Genomic DNA, 18,145 nt, shown 5'->3' on the forward strand with positions numbered 1-18,145 from the left:
TATGGACAAAATTAAAGAAAAACTTAAAAAATCTTATTTCATAGCTAATAAAATATATCTTTATTTAATTTTTGTTTTCCTAGCTTTGGAGGATTTGAGTTTAGGTTTTTACTATTTTTTGATTTCCCTATTTATTTATGGGTGGAAAACGCTAAGATCAAAAGTTCCTATTGAAGTAAGCAAGGAATTTGAAAATAAAACTTTTGTCTATAAACGTACCAAGAATAGGGATTTAAAATTAGACCTTTGGTTGCCATTTAAACCTAATGAAAAAAACCCATTAGTGTTTTTTTGTCATGGTGGTGGATGGATTTCAGGCTTTAGAAATCAACCTAACAATGTTTCTTGGTGTAAATACTTGGCTTCAAGGGGTTTTGCCGTTATTAGTATCGATTATAGATATGGATATAGGAATACTATGGAAGATATTCTATCCGATTATACAGATGCTCTAAACTATGTGAAAAAAAATTACAAAAAACTATCTATTGACAAGAATAAAATCATATTAATGGGATTATCAGCAGGTGGTCACCTTTCTTTACTATATAGCACCTACCACACCAACCAAAAGAATAAAAAAGAAATGAAAGGAATAAAAGGTGTAGTTGCTTATTACTCTCCTACAGATTTAAATGATATTTTCATATCTGAAAATAAATCCATATTTGCACGATTTGCAACAAAGCAAACACTAAAGGGAAGTCCTATTGAAAAGGAAGAAATATATGATTTCTATTCTCCTATCAATTGGATAAGCAAAGATATGATACCCTGTTTAATAGTTCACGGAAAAATGGATACTACTGTACCCTTTAAATCCTCTGTGAAATTTGTAAAAGCATTGAAAAATTACCAAATAAAATATACCTTTTTAGTCCATAGAAAAGGTGGACATTCCTTCGATACTAAATTAAAAGATATAAGTACAGTAAATACATTAGAAAGAACTGTAAGATTTATTAGAAAGACTATAAATCAGTAAAGTAGGTAATTTAATGATAATCACAAAGATAGAACCACAAAAAAATGATGAAAGAGTCAGCATATATCTAAATGGTCAATTTGCCTTTGGACTTATGGTAGAAATCCAATATAAATATGATTTAAAGGAAGGAATGAATATAGACGAGGATTTTATTGAAAAGGTATTGTTGGAAGAAGAACAATTAAAAGCAAAAAATACTGTATTAAATTTTTTAAGTTATAAAAAAAGAACCAAGAAAGAAATTATAGATAAATTGAAACATAAAGGATTCGAGGATAATATAATCCATAATACTTTAGATTATCTTAAAAGCTATAATTTAATTGATGATTTAGATTATGCTGACAGTTTTGTAAAAGATAAAATAAACTTAAATAAACAAGGTCCTCATAGAATAAAATATGATTTATATAGGAAAGGCATTTCACAAGAAATAATAGAAGAAGTACTAAAAGATGATGATGAATATCCTAGAGCTTTGGAATTGGCTAAGAAAAAAATAAAATCCTACAAAGGTGATGATAGGGATAAAATCTATAGAAAATTAGGAGGATTCCTTCAAAGGAGAGGATATTCCTATGATTGTATTTCTAGGGTATTAAAAGAATTATTAGAATAAGTGGTGATAGAATGTGTTATGTATATATTTTAGAATGTGCAGATAATACTTTATATACAGGTTGGACTGTAGATTTAGAAAATAGATTAAAAGTTCACAACGAAGGAAAAGCTTCTAAATATACTAGAGCTAGGCTTCCTGTAAAATTAGTATATGTAGAAAAATATAATAATAAAATAGATGCTCAAAGACGAGAATGGCAAATAAAAAAACTTAAAAGAAGTGATAAATTAAGATTGTTCAAAATAGAAAATAATAATATTTAATATTAATCACAGCCTTATTTCCCATTTTTTTCCTTGACTAGGATTGATTTTTAATGTATTCTCAATATAACTATATTTAGCACGTTTGCTAATATATACCAATGTTAAAGGAGGAATGTCTATTGAAGATTGCAATTGTGACGGATAAATCTAGAATGGATTTACTACCGTCGGAAGAAGGTTTTAAAGAAGATGAACAGAAAAGAAAAACTATTGAGGAGGTCAAAGAAATACTATCACAAAAATATGATTGTATCTCCTTGATTGCAGATGACAATATTATTAGTCAGCTAAAAACCGAAAATGTAGATCTAGTTTTCAACCTGTGTAATGGAATAAGAGGCGATAGTAAATTAGCCCAATTGCCTGCCATATTAGAATATGCCAACATACCTTACACTGGTTCTTCTGTCTTAGGGCACACTCTTGCCATAAATAAGATTTACTCATCTAAAATTTTTAAAGCTGCAAATATACCTACACCTGATTTTGTTTCTATATATAGTATTGAACAACTAAAGGATATAAATATTAAATTTCCTATTCTTGTAAAACCAAATGATGAAGGTTCTAGTAGGGGCATACATCAAGATAGCTTGGTTTTTGATATGGACAGTTTAACTAAAAAGGTAGATGAAGAATTGAAAATATACAATCCGCCTATTATGTTAAATAAATATATTGAAGGTAGAGAATTTTCCATAGGAATTATAGGAAATGATGAAGATATGATTGCTTTACCTATTCAAGAGGTAGATCTTTCGAACCTTCCTAAAGATTTAAGTAGATTTTATAGTTTTGAAATAAAGGCCTATTATAAAGATAGGACTGTTTATCATATCCCTCCCTCATTAGGTGAAGATGAAATAAAACTTATGGAGAACACTGCAATAAAAGCTTTTAAAACTTTAGGATTAAAAGATTATGCTAGAGTGGATATTAGATATAAAAATGGAGTACCTTATGTTTTAGAAATCAATTCTCTTCCTGGACTTATGAAAGGAAAAAGCTCTTTATATAGGATGGCTGAAGCCACAAGTTTGGGTTATGAAGGTTTGATTTTTAAAATAGTGGAAACTGCCATTAAAAGGTATAATCTTGAAGAAGGAACCTTTGATGAAACAAGTATAGTCAATATTTAATTTAATATGAAGAGGAGTACTCCCCTATCCTCATTTATTAACTTCTATAACATAGGGTAAGGGGAGGTATCTACTAATTCCTAAATTTTTGGTTTTAATTTTACCATTTTCATATTTAATTATAATGCTGGATTCTACTGTGGCCCCATCTATACCTTGAAGGATTGTTTTTTCCTTTCCTTCCTCTAAATTAGGATTTCTTTTATAATGAATAGGTGCCTTCACTTTATTTGTAATATTGTGTTGCCATTCTACTGCTGGTGGCTTTTCCTGACCATAAAATCCAATATATAATCTATTCCCAACAATTTCTGACCAGATTAATATTGGAAAGTCCTTATTATTTTTAAATCTAAAATCCTTATGTCCATAGGCAACTGTTGCGTCCTGCCCATAAGGAACATAGTTAACTGGCATAGAATGATTATGTCTTTCAATAATCTCTAGATCACATAATATTGCTACATTGTATAAAGTAGAGGCGATTTTACACACTCCACCACCATCTGATTCCACAATATTTGGACCTGCAAAGGAAGCTCCTTTTCTATATCCCTTTTCCCTAGTATAAGGACCTATTAAATGATTTTGAGAAAATATCTCCTGAGGGAGTAATACTATACCTTTAAGGGAGTTAGCAGCTAAGTTAACATTGTATTCTTCTCCAGGCAATGGATTTATTAATACTGCACAGTAAGCTTTCATTAACACAGGTGTTTTGTGTTTTGTTTGAGCCTCTAAGAATTCTTCATCCTCTACCCAAGGTAGATTGTCTACGGTACCAGATATATCTGGAGTGTCTATTTCTAATTTATTATTGCTAAGTTCATCAATTTGAATTTCAATACAGTCTTCTTTTATTTCCAAATTAGCTTCTGTTTTCTCCGGAGTATAGGATTCTAAGGCTAATAACATAGCTAAATTGGCTAAAAAAGTTGAAATCTTGTCCATTGACATCAATAGTCCTCCATTTTCTATTTTTACTTTAGAATTATTATATTTAGTTTCTAGCTATCAAATAGAAAATATACATCTTCATTAATCTTTACCACAATAATTTTATATGATAAAATTAATTTAATTATATAATTACAAAAATAATTTTATGTCAGCTGATTATTATATTTTAATACGAGGTGGTAATTTGAGTTATTTTTTTGATAGAATAAAAATTAATCCTATAATAGCTGCTATCAATGAATTAGACCAATTAGATGAAGCTTTAGAGTCTCCTTGTGAAATTGTTTTTTTACTTACTGGAAATATTTTTAATTTGAAAGAGATAGCAAATAGGATTAAATCCAAAGATAAGGGTCTTTACATAAATATAGATTTAATTGATGGTTTTTCCAAAGATACCTGGGGATTAGAATATATTGTAAAAAATATTTATCCAGATGGCATCATAACCGCTAAAGAAAACTTGGTTAGACTTAGTAAAGATTTAGGTGCTTTTACAATATTAAGATTATTTGTTGTAGACTCCATATCCCTAGAAAAGGGTATCCAGTCTGTTAAAGCTACTAGACCTCATGCTTTAGAAATTTTTCCTGGAATAATGCCTAAGATTACAAAAATGGTTCATACAGAAACAGAAACCCCCATTATAGCTAGTGGTCTAATCATGGATAAGGAAGATGTAGTAGAAAGCTTAAATTCTAGTGCTATAGCAGTTTCATCTAATAACAAGCATGTTTGGTATATTTAGTAATATGATTCTTCGGCAGTTTAATTTTTTGCGTATTAATGATTGTACACTATATTGTATATATAATCCTGCAAATTAACGAAGAATCATATTATACTATTTTTTTAAGCAGAAACTTATAGGACTTATTCTTCTTCCCATTTTAAAGCTCTTGTTACTGCTTTTTTCCATCCTCCATATAGTATCTCTTTTTCTTTTTCTTCCATTTTCGCTTCAAATACTCTATCTACATTCCATCTTTTGGAAATTTCATTCTTATCTGACCAAAACCCTACTGCTAATCCTGCTAGGTAGGCTGCACCTAAGGCCGTAGTTTCAATAATCTTTGGTCTATGGACTGGAACGCCCAATATATCTGATTGGAATTGCATTAAAAAATTATTCTCTACTGCTCCACCATCTACCCTCAATTCTTTAAGATCTAAGTTTGAGTCTTCCTCCATTGCTTCTAATACATCTCTAGATTGGTATGCAATGGATTCTAATGCAGCTCTTATTATGTGGTTTTTATTTACGCCTCTTGTTAGTCCTACCATAGTTCCTCTTGCATACATATCCCAATAGGGGGCTCCTAATCCTACAAAGGCTGGTACTAAATAAACTCCATTATTATCCTTAACTTTAGTTGCAAAATATTCACTATCTTTGGCATCGTGAATTAATTTCAGTTCATCTCTTAACCACTGAATCACTGCTCCAGCTACAAAAATACTACCTTCTAGAGCATATTCTACTTTATCATCCACACCCCATGCTATAGTAGTAAGAAGTCCTTTTTTGGAAGTAGTCATTTCTTCTCCTGTATTCATAAGCATAAAACACCCAGTGCCATATGTATTTTTAGCCATACCTGGTTGGAAACATGCTTGGCCAAATAGAGCTGCCTGCTGATCTCCAGCTATACCTGCTATTGGAATCTGTGCTCCTCCAAAGGTAAGAGGGTCTGTTACCCCATATATTTCACTTGATGGTTTAACTTCTGGTAACATAGATTTAGGTATATCCAATTCCCTTAGTAGTCTTTCATCCCATTTTAGTTCCTTTATATTGTATATCATAGTTCTGGAGGCATTACTGTAATCTGTTACATGGACTTTTCCCCTAGTTAAATTCCAAATTAGCCAAGTATCTATATTGCCAAAGAGCAATTCTCCTCTATTAGCTTTCTCTTTAGCTCCTTCTACATTGTCTAAAATCCATTTTATTTTAGTTCCTGAAAAGTAAGCATCTATTACAAGACCAGTGTTTTTCTTTACATAATCTTCTAATCCTCTAGCCTTTAACTTATCACATAGGCCTGCAGTCCTCCTACATTGCCAAACTATGGCATTATATATTGGCCTTCCTGTATTTTTATCCCATATAACTGTAGTCTCCCTTTGGTTAGTTATACCTATAGCTGCTATTTCATCTGGTCTAATACCAGCAGTTTCTAGCACTTCTCTTGCTACTCCAGATTGGGTTCCCCATATTTCCATCGGGTCTTGTTCTACCCAACCTGGTTTTGGATAATATTGAGTAAATTCCTTTTGTGCAATATTTACTATTTCACCATTATGATTAAAAATTATGGCTCTAGAACTTGTGGTACCTTGGTCAAAAGCCATTATGTATTTTTCATTCAAAGTTTATTCCTCCTTTCTTCTATATTATAACTTCTTTTATCATCTTAAGAAAGGATTAGAAAAAATGAGTTGGGATTATCCCAACTCATTTTCATACTTTGGATTATATTATTTTACATGACTAACCGTATCAGAATCTTCTTTGAAAAGAATCCTATATCCTTCAACAGCTAAAACTATGGCAAGTATGAATAACAACACTGGAAATACTACAAGTATATAATTTCCACTAGCAAGATTACTCATAGTTAGCAATACTAAAGCAGTGAGAGTTACAATAAGCATAAATACCATTGGTATAGTTATCATATTGAAACTTCTCTTTTGTTTCTTTAACCATAGAGCTATAGCCATTAATGCTAATGCAGCTAGCAATTGGTTTGCGGAACCAAATATTGGCCAAATTTTTTTAAATCCACCTGCTGCAAGTAATGAGCCTATTACTACAGTAATTCCCGTTGATACATACATATTTGTTAATGGTGATTGGCTTTCCTTTGCAGGATCTTCAAAGTATTCTTGGAAGATGAACCTACCAAGCCTAGTGGCAGTGTCGAGACTAGTTAAAGCAAAAGCTGATACTGCCAATGCTACAAAGGTTTTACCTGTTTCAAAAGGAATACCAAACTTAGACATAAATGTACCTACCCCATTGGAGAATACATTTACAGGTCCAGCTGCTAATAACTCTGATAATTCTCCTTTAGTCAAATATGCTGCTGTTATTAAAGCTATAACTGCTAATGCTCCTTCAATAAGCATTCCACCATATCCTATAGGCCTTGCATCTCTTTCATTATCTATCTGTTTAGACGTAGTTCCAGAACCTACTAAGGAGTGGAATCCGGAAATAGCTCCACAGGCTACCGTTACAAATAGCATTGGAAATAGGTAATTATAATCTCCTACTTTAAAAGATGTTATAGCTTCTAATTTAATATCAGGTCTATAAATTATTATTCCCAATATGGCTCCAGCCATCATAGCGTATAATAAGAAAGAATTCAAATAATCCCTTGGTTGTAATAATATCCACACGGGAGCAGTAGATGCAATAAAGATATAAATAGCTAGTAAAACTATCCATGTATTAACACTTAATTGAAGAGGAAATACAATACCTAACCAGACACATATAAATAGAAGGATTACACCAATTACAGTACCTACTTTAATAGATACTCCTTTTCTATATACTGCATATCCAAAACCGATGGCCAGTACAATAAATAGTATTGAAGAAGTTGCTGCTTGTGGCGTTGCAGCAAAAGTAGAAGCAACTATGTTGGCAAAGGCTGCAACTACTAATAAGAGTGTTAACCATGCAAATATTGAAAAGAGCTGTTTCCCTCTTTTTCCCATGGTGTCGTTTATTACTTCTCCTATAGATTTTCCTTTATGACGAATAGAAACGAATAAAGAACCATAGTCATGGACTCCTCCAAAGAAAATACTTCCTATTACTACCCATAACAATACTGGTACCCAACCAAATACAGCTGCTTGAATTGGTCCATTGATTGGCCCAGCTCCAGCTATTGATGAAAAATGATGTCCTAATAATATTGCTGGACGTGTAGGTACATAGTCTACGCCATCATTGATTTCGTTAGCAGGAGTCTTTCTAGTTTCATCTACTCCCCACTTTTTGGCAAGCCATGAACCATAAGTAGCGTAGGCAATAATAAAGATGATAATGCTACTAATCATTAACCATAATGAATTCATAATAACGCCCCTTCCCTTTCAAACTATTAAGATAAAAACTAGATACTGTAAACCTTGCTTACCTCCTTTCCTTTTTTATTCGTTACTATATATTTATCATTAATAGTAACCAAAATTAAACGGATATCCGCCCATCCTTTAAAACCAAAGGCAAATCCTTTATGATACTTAAAATTCTTTATGGCATTTACGATATCACTACTAGGTTTATTTTCCAATACTATTACCCCTGTTATAGTACTAGACATATGTTCTTTATTAGGATTTACCAATATATCAATAATTCCAATTAAGAAGTCTGTATATGTTCTAAGATGATATTTGTCGAAATTTTCAAAGAATTTAATAAAACAATATTCATTATTTTCCATAGCATCTATTACCGTTTTCTTAGTCAATATATATCGTTCAGTTCTTATATTATATTTGGCAAAAAGATTAATATTATAATCATTTATAGTATAATTCCTTATTGTATCAAAATTTTTCTCAAGTCTTTTTTCTATGGTAAGTAAATAATCATTAAAGTCCATATTTTCCTCCTTTGCCTTCAATTAAATTATATACCAATATAAGTAAATAAAAGGGATTTGGAAATAAGTTGTAGTAAATCAAGGATGAAATACATTATTGAGGTTTAAAATACATAATCATTAATTTATATTCATCAATTCTTTAAATTCTTTTGACTGACTCCTGCTAACAGGTATTTTCATATCTATATTTTTTAATACTACATTAAAAGTTGAATTAAACCAAGGTTCTATGACTTCTATAAAATCTAGATTAATTAGAAAGGATTTATGAGATCTAAAAAAGGTGGATTTGTTTAGTTTTTCACAAAGTTCGCTTAAAGTATAATTTATTTCAAATTTTCCTTTTGTACTAACAATTACTGTATTTCTATCTTCTACAGTAGCATATATTATTTCCTTTGAATCAAGAGGTATTAGTTTACCCATATCATATACGCAAATTCTAGTAATGGTTTCCTGGTCTTGATGAGATATACTCGCTATAAGGTTATTGAGTTTGTAAATATATTCCTCCTTCCCTTTTCCCATATTAGCAATAATCCTTCTCATTACCTTTTCCAATCGTTCTTCTGAAATGGGTTTTAATATATAATCCATAGCATTTACTTCAAAGGCTTCTAGGGCATATTTTTCATAGGCAGTTACAAATACAATGTAAGGTCTATATAGTCCATCTATTATCTTTCTTGCCACATCAATTCCGTTTAGTTTAGGCATTTGGATATCCAAAAAGATTAAATCTGGTTTTAATTTTTCATTCAATTCTAAAGCCTCTAACCCATGGGAAGCTTCCCCTATGATGATAATTTCTTTGAACTTTTCTAAAATATATATTATTTCTTCTCGAGCAGGGGTCTCATCATCTACAACCATAGTTCTAATCATACTGCCACCCTCCTTGCTTTTTTTGGAATTCTCATCTTTACAGTTGTACCATGACCTAATTTACTTTTTATAATTAACCCATAACCCTTGCCATATTTATTTTTAAGCCTTTTATTGACATTATTTAGACCAATACCAGTTAAATTATCTTTATCATCAAATAATGATGCTAAAAATTCCTCGCTCATCCCTACTCCATTATCTTTTACTATAAGTTCCGTCTCCTCATCATTGTCCAATGCTATTATCTCCACAATACTCTCTTCTATCTTTTCAAAAATTCCATGTTTCACTGCATTTTCGACTATAGGTTGAAGTAGTAAAGGGGGTAATTTGCAATCAATATTTTCAGGAATATCATATTTTATAATTAATTTATCACCAAATCTTGCCTTTTCAATTTCTAAATAGGATTTAATGTTTTCAATCTCCCTATATAAATCCACCTCGTTGTTACTTTCTTGTAAATTATTCCTAAAATAATTACCTAGATGGAGTAATAACCTTCTAGCACTATCTGGTTGAGTTCTTATTAAGGAAACTATGGTATTTATTGCATTGAAAAGAAAATGAGGATTTATTTGAGCTTGTAAAGCCTTTAATTCAGATTTGGCTAATAATTCCGATTGATAATCTATTTTACTAAGTTCAATTTGAGTTGAAAATAGATGTCCTAATCCTAAAGCCAGCTCCGATTCCACTTTAGTAATTGAATTTTCCTCATCCTTATATAGTTTCAGGCTACCAACAACCTTGTCCCCCTCCATCAATGGAATGATTATAGCAGATTTAAGTCCGCAATCAATCTTATCGCATCCGATTTCATCTTTGGTATTTGCTATAATACATTTACCTTCTCTTAATACTTCCTTAGTTAAGCTGGTCCTAACTTGACTTCCTGATAGATGGTGATCTTCCCCAATGCCAACATGAGCTAGTATTTTTTCTTTATCTGTTATAGCAACTGCCTTAACTCCTGTCATGTTCTTTATTATTTTGACTACCTCTAGGGCAGTACTTTCATTTAAACCTTTCCTTAAATATTTTAAAGTTTTATTTGCAATTTTTAACGCCAACTGAGCTTGATATGCTTCGGCAGTTTCTAAATCTTTGAAAACACTATAGATTATGGATATACATACTGCTATTCCTAAACCATTAGCAATAATCATAGGTATTCCAATAATTTTGACTAATTCCAAGGCTTCTGAAAGGGGTTTAGAAAAAATCAATATTATTATCATCTGCCATACTTCCGCTACCATCCCAGCTGCAAGAGCAAATAGTATTTTGTTATCAGCTTTATCTATTTTTTTCTTTAAAAATCCAGCAATAATACCTTCAGTAAAAGTTGAGAAGCCACAGGAAAACGCAGTAAAACCACCTATATCTATTAAAAACCTATGACCTCCTGCTATGAGCCCAGATAAAGTTCCAACAATAGGTCCGCCTAATAGACCACCAACAAAAACTCCAATTACCCGTGCATTAGCTATAGCACCCCTTATGGGAATGCCCGTATATGTACCTACAATACCATAAATTCCAAATATTAGGGATAATAATAATTTGTCTTTTATATTAATATTTTGTTTTGATACTAACTTTCTAAATGAATTTATTCTAGTCATTATAAAAGCTAGCAACATTATTAATCCTACACGGTTGATTAAATTCTGGAAAAGTATTACTAACAGTGTAAACACCCCTTCTCCTTAATATTAATTATATTATAGTAAATTATCTAATTATTTACAATATAACCAAAAATAAAAACAAGCTAAAAACTGACTATCTCAGTTTCCAGCTTGTTTTAATAATTCTTCTTCCCAAAGTTTGGGGTATCTTCCTATTGCCCATTCTGCCATAATTATCTTTTCAGAAGGCTTTAATTTTATGCTTTCTATTGGTTTATTGCTAATCTCTCCATCTTCTATTGTATAAATGAATATATCATTGTTGATTAAAATAATTGCTATATCTTCATTAGGAGATGTAAAAGCATCTAATGCTTCTGGTATTTTTGATTTTATTCTATTCCAAGGAATAGACAGTTCGTCATAGTAGACAACTTCCTTTGGAGGGATAGCTTTAATGTTGAAATTTTCATAGCTATATATGCCATTTTCAACATAATTAATCCTTCCCTTAAAGACCCAAAGACCATTCCTTCTAAATAGACCGAAACTCTCTTCATTAGGTTTTAAATCTATTAGACTGTTTTTATATTCTTCCTTATCTTTTAATATCTCTTTATTAACTCCCTCATCAAAAGCTTCCTTACCAATTTCTCCTAAGACATCTGTAATAATAAGGGGTTTGAATTTTCCAATATTATCGATAGGGTAAAATTCTAAAAATCTTTCCCCTTTATTACGATAATGGATATTTTCGATGGATATATAATCGTTACCTATATATAAAATATTTTTAATGGTATTCTCTGTTTTATTATCTTCTACTTCAGTTTTGACCTCAATTTCATTATCTGATTCAGTGTGTAAAGGTTTGTTTACAGGGTATGCTACAATTTTGTCGTTAATTTTACCATCCTTTTCTTCTCTATCTACACTTACTTTCCAAAACCCTGTCCTTCTAGGCAATAGTATATTTTCCATTTCGTTAATGCTAACTATCTCTTTGTTATTAGCTCTAATAAATATTGTCCTATAATTCCACTTTTCAAAGCCTTCCTCTTTACTTTCTAAATCCAAAGACTTAAGTCCAATCAAAATGCCTGTTCTTAATGCATCCTCATCTGAAGCCTCAGCTGTGTCAAATAGAATATTTTCAGTAAATTGTTCGGTGACTGCTCCATCATATTCAACTTCTTCTGAAATCTTATTTAAATAGAAGAATACTCCATCAATATTTACAATAATTGTATCTTCAGATGCTTTTATGAACTCATAGAAAAATTGTTCTTCTCCCGTAATAGATACTATTTCAATTTCATCTGCTTCTATGTTTAAAAATTCTGAAGTTACTTTATGATGATAAATTAAATACTCATCTGTATCTACATTTTTGATTCGAAAGGATGGTTCTGTACAATAATCATCTCCAATGGTTATAAGTTCATTATGAAACAACGCCTCTATGCCTATATAAGATTCTGCTTTTTCCTCATCCATGGCGCTAGAAGCATTTAACAGATAATCTTCTATTCTCCATTTACCAGAAATAGGCAAATTGATGTTTTTTGGGGCTTCAATATTATCGGATAGTTCTATATTATCTATATTGCATGATATAATTGAAAACATAGTTATTATTAGTATCAATAATAGCAAAATCTTTTTCATTAACCTTCCACCCCCTCTATTGGTATAGATACTATAACCTTCGTTCCTTGATTTAATTTACTCTCAATTTTCATAGAACCGCCATGTAATTTTATTATCTCGTCACAAATGGAAAGCCCTAATCCACTATTAGACTTGCTATTTTTCCCCTTATAAAACTTTTCTTTAATATAGGGAAGATCCTCTTCGTATATGCCACATCCATTATCTTCTATTTCAATCAATATATTCTCTTCACTCTTTTTAGCCAATAATGCAACTTTTCCTCCTTCAAGAGTAAATTTAAAGGCATTATCCAATAAATTTATTAGTACCTGTTTTAATCTATTTTCATCACCAATTATCTTAGGTAAATAAGAATCATAATATACATTATATTGAATATTTTTCTCTTCAGCTCTAAATTGAAATTGTTTACCTATATGCTCTATTGAATCTACAATATCTATTTCATCTTTATCTAATGTAATTCTTCCAGATACAAACCTAGAAAAATCCAATAGTTCTTCTACCATATTGGTTAATCTATCACTTTCCTTTTCAATAATATCCAATCCATCTATCAAAAGCTGATCATCTTTAAATTTGTCAGATTTTAAAGTAATGGCCCATCCCTTTATAGAAGTAAGTGGAGTTCTTAATTCATGAGAAATGGAAGAAATAAAATCTGTTTTAAGCTGTTCTTTTCTTATTAACTCTTCAGCCATATAATTTAAAGTATCTGAAAGTTTTCCTAGCTCATCATCAAATCTTTTTCTAGATCTAATTTTCAGTTGACCCCCTGCCATCTTTTCTGCTACTGTTGTAACTTCCTGTAACGGTTGGATTATGGTATTAGCAAGAAATATACTTAGGATTCCAGATATTAATATGACCATAAGACCGACTATCAACAATACTTTGGCAATATTTTTTATCATTCTATTAGTATTTCTTAAGGAAGAAACAAAACGCAAAACTCCTACGGGTTTCCCCTCAACTAGTAAAGGATAAGAAATTGCCATTACAGTTGAAGTATCATATTCTACATTTCCAATCCAGGTCCCTTTTTCCCCTTCTAAAGCTTTCATTACATCATTTGTATTTATTGTATCTAAAGAATGAGAAGCACCTATAGAATCCATTAATACCTTACCATCTAGGTCTAATATTTGAACTTGAGCTTTAGTCTGACGCCAAAATACATCTATATCATCAATTATTATATCTTCTAATCTATTAGATGAAAAGTATCTGGAATAAAAATCAGTGGAAAGAATTATTTGATTTGAAAGAATTTCCTCCATACTCTTGTAATAATATTTCTTTACAGCATTTATTAAAAAGACTTCCAATATCAATACGGTTATTATTATTACAAGCATAAAGTTACCAACTAATCTTTTTTTAATACTGGTATTCATGTTCTCCTCCTAAGGTTACTATTTGTCTCTCCATCTGTAGCCCACACCCCATACAGTTTCAATATGGTGAGGATTACTAGGGTTGTCTTCAATCTTAGACCTGAGTCTTCTAACATTTACATCTACTATTTTTGAATCCCCTACAAAATCATAACCCCACACTATATTTAATATTTCATCTCTAGTAAAAGCTTTACCAGGATTTTCAATAAATAGCTTAATTATTGAATACTCCGTTGGTGTTAATTCTATTTCTCCGTCTTCCTTGTAGAACTTCCTAGAATATTTATCTATTTTAAAGGGAATATCCATTATAATATGTTGATTTTCTTCCTTTGAAGAATCCATTCTTCTAAGTAAAGACTTTACCCTAAGAACTAGTTCAATTGGATTAAAAGGTTTAACCATATAATCATCGGTACCGAACTCTAATCCCATTATCTTGTCAATATCTTGGGATTTAGCTGTAAGCATAATGATTCCTATAGTAGGAAATTCTTGTCTTAGGAGTTTACATACTTCAAATCCATCTATTCCTGGAAGCATTATATCCAATACTACTACATCTATATCCTTAGTTTTTACAATACTAAGTCCTTCTTCCCCGGTTCCAGCTTCTTCAACTATAAACCCTTCTCTTTCCAAATTGATTTTAATAAACTTTCTTATATGTTCTTCATCTTCTACTACAAGAATTTTGTTTTCTAATTTCATGCAAATAACCTCCAGTTAATAGTTAACAAAAGTAATTGCTGTTGATTAACAGCAATTATTTTAAAACATGGAATTCATAATCATTCTGTTGTAGAAATTCAATAATATATGGTAATGATTCCGGTGTAGTATATTTTGAATCCATATCATGCATTAAAACTGTAAGTTCTTCTTGACCCTTAAAAGTATTCCGAAATCTTTGTATTAACTTTTCATTTGGTATATAATAACCTTCTGCATCTCCATTTAGAGAATTCCAATCATAGTAAGTATATCCGTTATCCAATGCAACTTTTCTGTAAGGTGCTTTTTTGTCTCCAAAAGAACCACCAGGAAATCTAATTATTTTTGTTTCATAATCCTCCCCAAGTATATTTTTTAATACCTTTTCTGTTTTTTCTAGTTCCTTAATAAAATTAGAAGGTTTTTTATATATAAAATTATATCTGTGACTATAAGTATGATTGCCTATAGCATGTCCCTCTTGGTTGATTCTCTTAATCATATGGGGATGTTTTTCCGCAAAATTACCTACTACAAAAAAAGTTGCCTTAATATCATATTCTTTTAGAATATCTAATATTTGAGGAGTTACCTTCTCCGATGGCCCATCATCAAAGGTCAAATATGCTTTCTTTTTGTTTTCCTCTGGAACTAACTCCTTTTGTTGTCTTTCTTCTAATTCAGCAATTCTATCGTTTTCAGCTTGAATAAGCTGTTTTTCATGCTGCAAAGCTATATTTACAGAGGATTTTTCAGACATTAATAAAATACTTTCTGAAATATTCCCTGCTTCAACTACATCTGAAGCTGTCCTATTATAATATTTGTAGGAAGTCCTAAGGAAGAACAAAATGAATATAATGGTAAATATTATAGCATATCTTATAGTTCTTCTTTTCCTTTTAGATATTTTAATTTTACTCATTTATGTCCCTCCCTTTATTATTTACTGTCAAAATAAAACTATTCCCTATATATAGGATACTATATACCCAGAAATTTTGCATTACAAAGATATAAATAATTATTTACAAAAAAGTTACAAATAAAAGTACTAAATAGTCTTAGATGAAACCTATTTTAGTACTTTTGTATCCGTAGTTTTCATATTATACCCCATAGAATCCATAGGGATTTATTCTCCGTATCAATTCAGATATAAGTATAATAGATATTATATCTCTAATCAATCTTCTTCTCCCATAAAATGGCCTTTGAGTTACTCTATACCTACCCCTTCTTTCTATAGGGTCCTCATTTAATTCTGGACATTCGTAGACCATTTTTTCATAGACCTCATCTATCATGGCTTCCATATCCTCTTCAGAAATATTCCCTTTGTACTCATTTTTCTCTAAATATTTGTTAACCGAATCTATTACTTTTGGATAAACTCTGTAATATAGTTCTGGATAGTTGTAATCCATAATAAAACCTCCCCATACATATTCAATATATAATATGCAGTAGGAGGTGCTGTTGATACATTTATTTATGATACTAACTCCTTGAATTGAGACCTATATAGATTAGCATATACTGCATCAATTTTTAATAGTTCTTCATGGCTGCCTTTTTCTTCAATTCCCTCATTGGTCAATACTAATATTTCATCTGCATTTTTTATAGTTGATAATCTATGAGCTATTATCATGGTTGTTCTACCTTTGGCAAGCTCCTCCAATGATTCTTGAATTAATACTTCCGTTTCATTATCTAAGGCTGATGTAGCCTCATCTAAGATTAAAATTGGAGGGTCTTTTAAAAACAATCTAGCTATGGATATTCTTTGCTTCTGTCCTCCTGATAATTTTACTCCCTTCTCTCCTATATAAGTATTATATTCATTGGGAAGAGTCATTATAAAATCATGGATACGAGCTTTTTTTGCTGCTTCAATAATATCTTCTTCAGACTTAGTTGGGTCTCCATAGGATATATTATCCATTATAGTTCCAGTAAATAAAAATACATCTTGTTGAACTAACCCAATATTTCTCCTTAAAGATTTAAGGGTAATATTCCTTATATCCTTACCATCAATTAAAATCTGTCCTTCATTAATATCATAAAATCTTGGTATTAGATGGCAAAGAGTAGTTTTCCCTGCTCCTGAAGGACCTACTATTGCAACAGTTTTTCCTGCTTCAATATTTAAATTCAAGTTTGATAATACTCTATCCTCTCCATTGGTGTAGCTAAAGGAAACATCGTTGAAATCAATTTCTCCTATTACTTCAGTAAGTTCTACAGCATCTTCCTTATCTTTAATATCAGGTTCGATATTCATTATCTCCATAAATCTTTCAAAACCTGTCATACCGTCTTGGTATTGTTGCATGAAATCAGATAATCTTCTTATAGGTTGCATAAAGAAATTAACATACAAGGTATATGCAAGTAAATCCCCTAAGGTAATAAATTGTCTATAAGTAAAATATCCACCAGCACTTATTACTACTAGATTAAGGATATTGGTAATAAGCCCCATTCCAGCTACAAACTCAGCCATAGCTTTATAGGAATATTTTCTTGCTTCTCTATATTCATCATTTCCATCATCAAATTTTTGAATTTCATACTCCTCATTGGTAAAGGATTTAGCTACCCTTACTCCTGATATACTATTTTCCAATTGAGCATTTACATTGGCTATTTTTTTTCTAACCTGCCTAAAGGATTCTTGCATCTTAGTCCTTTTAGTCATAGAAAACCAAATCATGACAGGAACAAAGGCAAATATTATTAAAGTCAATCTCCATTCTATTCTTACTAAAAGTATAAAAGAGCCTAATAACATTACCAAGGAAATAAATAAATCTTCCGGTCCATGATGAGCTAGTTCTGTAATATCTCTTAAATCATTAACTAGCCTTGACATTATATGTCCAGTTTTAGTATTGTCATAATAACTAAAAGGTAGTGTTTGTAAATGAGCGAACAAATCCCTCCTCATATCATGTTCAATGTATACCCCTAGAACATGACCCCAATAGGAAACAATATAATAACTTATATATCTAAATATGAACAATATTAACATAATAATAGTCCATCTAAATAGAAGGTCCATTCTACCAGCTGGTATAATATCATTAACAATATTTCTTGTTACCATAGGAAATACTAAATCAAATGCAGAGATTAAAAAGGCAAAAAACATATCTATGAAAAATAGTGTTTTATGGGGTTTATAATAAGAAATAAATTTTTTAATCAATTT

17 protein-coding genes are annotated in these 18,145 nt (G+C 30.8%); 5 read left to right on the forward strand and 12 right to left on the reverse strand.

Annotated features, from left to right (window positions below; all coding sequences use genetic code 11):
• The first annotated feature begins 1 nt into the window (after nucleotide 1).
• The 4 genes from C3E90_RS13020 to C3E90_RS13035 all read left to right on the forward strand — a co-directional run bounded on the left by C3E90_RS13020 (nucleotide 2) and on the right by C3E90_RS13035 (nucleotide 3,015).
• Complete coding sequence (locus C3E90_RS13020; RefSeq protein ID WP_236916096.1) at nucleotides 2-985, forward strand: alpha/beta hydrolase family protein; 984 nt, start codon at nucleotides 2-4, stop codon at nucleotides 983-985.
• A gap of 13 nt (nucleotides 986-998) precedes the next feature.
• A complete protein-coding gene (locus C3E90_RS13025; RefSeq protein WP_236916097.1) occupies nucleotides 999-1,607 on the forward strand; it encodes a regulatory protein RecX in 609 nt (202 codons plus the stop codon).
• Nucleotides 1,608-1,618: 11 nt separating this feature from the next.
• Nucleotides 1,619-1,873, forward strand: a complete 255-nt coding sequence (locus C3E90_RS13030; RefSeq protein ID WP_236916098.1) for a GIY-YIG nuclease family protein — start codon at nucleotides 1,619-1,621, stop codon at nucleotides 1,871-1,873.
• Nucleotides 1,874-1,995: 122 nt separating this feature from the next.
• Nucleotides 1,996-3,015, forward strand: a complete 1,020-nt coding sequence (locus C3E90_RS13035) for a D-alanine--D-alanine ligase family protein (protein WP_236916099.1) — start codon at nucleotides 1,996-1,998, stop codon at nucleotides 3,013-3,015.
• A 30-nt stretch (nucleotides 3,016-3,045) separates the two neighbouring features.
• Here C3E90_RS13035 and C3E90_RS13040 read toward each other — a convergent pair whose 3' ends face one another.
• A complete protein-coding gene (locus C3E90_RS13040) occupies nucleotides 3,046-3,972 on the reverse strand; it encodes a VanW family protein (protein ID WP_236916100.1) in 927 nt (308 codons plus the stop codon).
• Nucleotides 3,973-4,159: 187 nt separating this feature from the next.
• On the opposite strand from C3E90_RS13040, the gene C3E90_RS13045 reads away from it, so the two are divergent.
• Nucleotides 4,160-4,723, forward strand: coding sequence for a glycerol-3-phosphate responsive antiterminator (locus C3E90_RS13045; protein WP_236916101.1), 564 nt, complete (start codon nucleotides 4,160-4,162; stop codon nucleotides 4,721-4,723).
• Nucleotides 4,724-4,848: 125 nt separating this feature from the next.
• On the opposite strand, the gene glpK is transcribed toward C3E90_RS13045, so the two are convergent.
• From glpK to C3E90_RS13100, 11 genes are all read right to left on the reverse strand, one after another.
• Nucleotides 4,849-6,330 (reverse strand): glycerol kinase GlpK, encoded by a 1,482-nt coding sequence (gene glpK / locus C3E90_RS13050; RefSeq protein WP_236916128.1) that lies wholly within the window; start codon nucleotides 6,328-6,330, stop codon nucleotides 4,849-4,851.
• A gap of 126 nt (nucleotides 6,331-6,456) precedes the next feature.
• Nucleotides 6,457-8,076, reverse strand: coding sequence for a carbon starvation CstA family protein (locus tag C3E90_RS13055; RefSeq protein WP_236916102.1), 1,620 nt, complete (start codon nucleotides 8,074-8,076; stop codon nucleotides 6,457-6,459).
• A 38-nt stretch (nucleotides 8,077-8,114) separates the two neighbouring features.
• Nucleotides 8,115-8,609, reverse strand: coding sequence for a hypothetical protein (locus C3E90_RS13060; protein ID WP_236916103.1), 495 nt, complete (start codon nucleotides 8,607-8,609; stop codon nucleotides 8,115-8,117).
• Nucleotides 8,610-8,729: 120 nt separating this feature from the next.
• A complete protein-coding gene (locus C3E90_RS13065; RefSeq protein WP_236916104.1) occupies nucleotides 8,730-9,497 on the reverse strand; it encodes a LytR/AlgR family response regulator transcription factor in 768 nt (255 codons plus the stop codon).
• Nucleotides 9,494-11,203, reverse strand: coding sequence for a LytS/YhcK type 5TM receptor domain-containing protein (locus C3E90_RS13070; RefSeq protein ID WP_236916105.1), 1,710 nt, complete (start codon nucleotides 11,201-11,203; stop codon nucleotides 9,494-9,496). Before C3E90_RS13070 ends, C3E90_RS13065 begins: the two co-directional genes overlap by 4 nt.
• A 90-nt stretch (nucleotides 11,204-11,293) precedes the next feature.
• Nucleotides 11,294-12,802 (reverse strand): hypothetical protein, encoded by a 1,509-nt coding sequence (locus tag C3E90_RS13075; RefSeq protein WP_236916106.1) that lies wholly within the window; start codon nucleotides 12,800-12,802, stop codon nucleotides 11,294-11,296.
• Nucleotides 12,802-14,205: a sensor histidine kinase gene (locus C3E90_RS13080; RefSeq protein WP_236916107.1), complete on the reverse strand. Its 1,404-nt coding sequence runs from the start codon at nucleotides 14,203-14,205 to the stop codon at nucleotides 12,802-12,804. The genes C3E90_RS13075 and C3E90_RS13080 overlap by 1 nt, the downstream gene beginning before the upstream one ends.
• Before the next feature lie 18 nt (nucleotides 14,206-14,223).
• Entirely contained in the window at nucleotides 14,224-14,919 is a 696-nt protein-coding gene (locus C3E90_RS13085; RefSeq protein ID WP_236916108.1) for a response regulator transcription factor, read from the reverse strand.
• A 55-nt stretch (nucleotides 14,920-14,974) separates the two neighbouring features.
• On the reverse strand, nucleotides 14,975-15,847 hold the full coding sequence (locus tag C3E90_RS13090) for a polysaccharide deacetylase family protein (RefSeq protein WP_236916109.1): 873 nt from the start codon (nucleotides 15,845-15,847) through the stop codon (nucleotides 14,975-14,977).
• A 184-nt stretch (nucleotides 15,848-16,031) separates the two neighbouring features.
• Nucleotides 16,032-16,349: a hypothetical protein gene (locus C3E90_RS13095; RefSeq protein ID WP_236916110.1), complete on the reverse strand. Its 318-nt coding sequence runs from the start codon at nucleotides 16,347-16,349 to the stop codon at nucleotides 16,032-16,034.
• Nucleotides 16,350-16,414: 65 nt separating this feature from the next.
• Nucleotides 16,415-18,142 (reverse strand): ABC transporter ATP-binding protein, encoded by a 1,728-nt coding sequence (locus tag C3E90_RS13100; RefSeq protein WP_236916111.1) that lies wholly within the window; start codon nucleotides 18,140-18,142, stop codon nucleotides 16,415-16,417.
• Nucleotides 18,143-18,145: the final 3 nt, after the last annotated feature.

It is taken from the genome of Clostridium sp. Cult2 (assembly GCF_021655075.1).
GTDB lineage: Bacteria > Bacillota > Clostridia > Tissierellales > Tepidimicrobiaceae > Schnuerera.

Coding starts and splice junctions, on each gene's coding strand:
- C3E90_RS13020 (WP_236916096.1), top strand. CDS start 2: ATGGACAAAATTAAAGAAAAACTTAAAAAATCTTATTTCATAGCTAAT.
- C3E90_RS13025 (WP_236916097.1), top strand. CDS start 999: ATGATAATCACAAAGATAGAACCACAAAAAAATGATGAAAGAGTCAGC.
- C3E90_RS13030 (WP_236916098.1), top strand. CDS start 1,619: ATGTGTTATGTATATATTTTAGAATGTGCAGATAATACTTTATATACA.
- C3E90_RS13040 (WP_236916100.1), bottom strand. CDS start 3,972: ATGTCAATGGACAAGATTTCAACTTTTTTAGCCAATTTAGCTATGTTA.
- glpK (WP_236916128.1), bottom strand. CDS start 6,330: ATGGCTTTTGACCAAGGTACCACAAGTTCTAGAGCCATAATTTTTAAT.
- C3E90_RS13055 (WP_236916102.1), bottom strand. CDS start 8,076: ATGAATTCATTATGGTTAATGATTAGTAGCATTATCATCTTTATTATT.
- C3E90_RS13060 (WP_236916103.1), bottom strand. CDS start 8,609: ATGGACTTTAATGATTATTTACTTACCATAGAAAAAAGACTTGAGAAA.
- C3E90_RS13065 (WP_236916104.1), bottom strand. CDS start 9,497: ATGATTAGAACTATGGTTGTAGATGATGAGACCCCTGCTCGAGAAGAA.
- C3E90_RS13075 (WP_236916106.1), bottom strand. CDS start 12,802: ATGAAAAAGATTTTGCTATTATTGATACTAATAATAACTATGTTTTCA.
- C3E90_RS13080 (WP_236916107.1), bottom strand. CDS start 14,205: ATGAATACCAGTATTAAAAAAAGATTAGTTGGTAACTTTATGCTTGTA.
- C3E90_RS13085 (WP_236916108.1), bottom strand. CDS start 14,919: ATGAAATTAGAAAACAAAATTCTTGTAGTAGAAGATGAAGAACATATA.
- C3E90_RS13090 (WP_236916109.1), bottom strand. CDS start 15,847: ATGAGTAAAATTAAAATATCTAAAAGGAAAAGAAGAACTATAAGATAT.
- C3E90_RS13095 (WP_236916110.1), bottom strand. CDS start 16,349: ATGGATTACAACTATCCAGAACTATATTACAGAGTTTATCCAAAAGTA.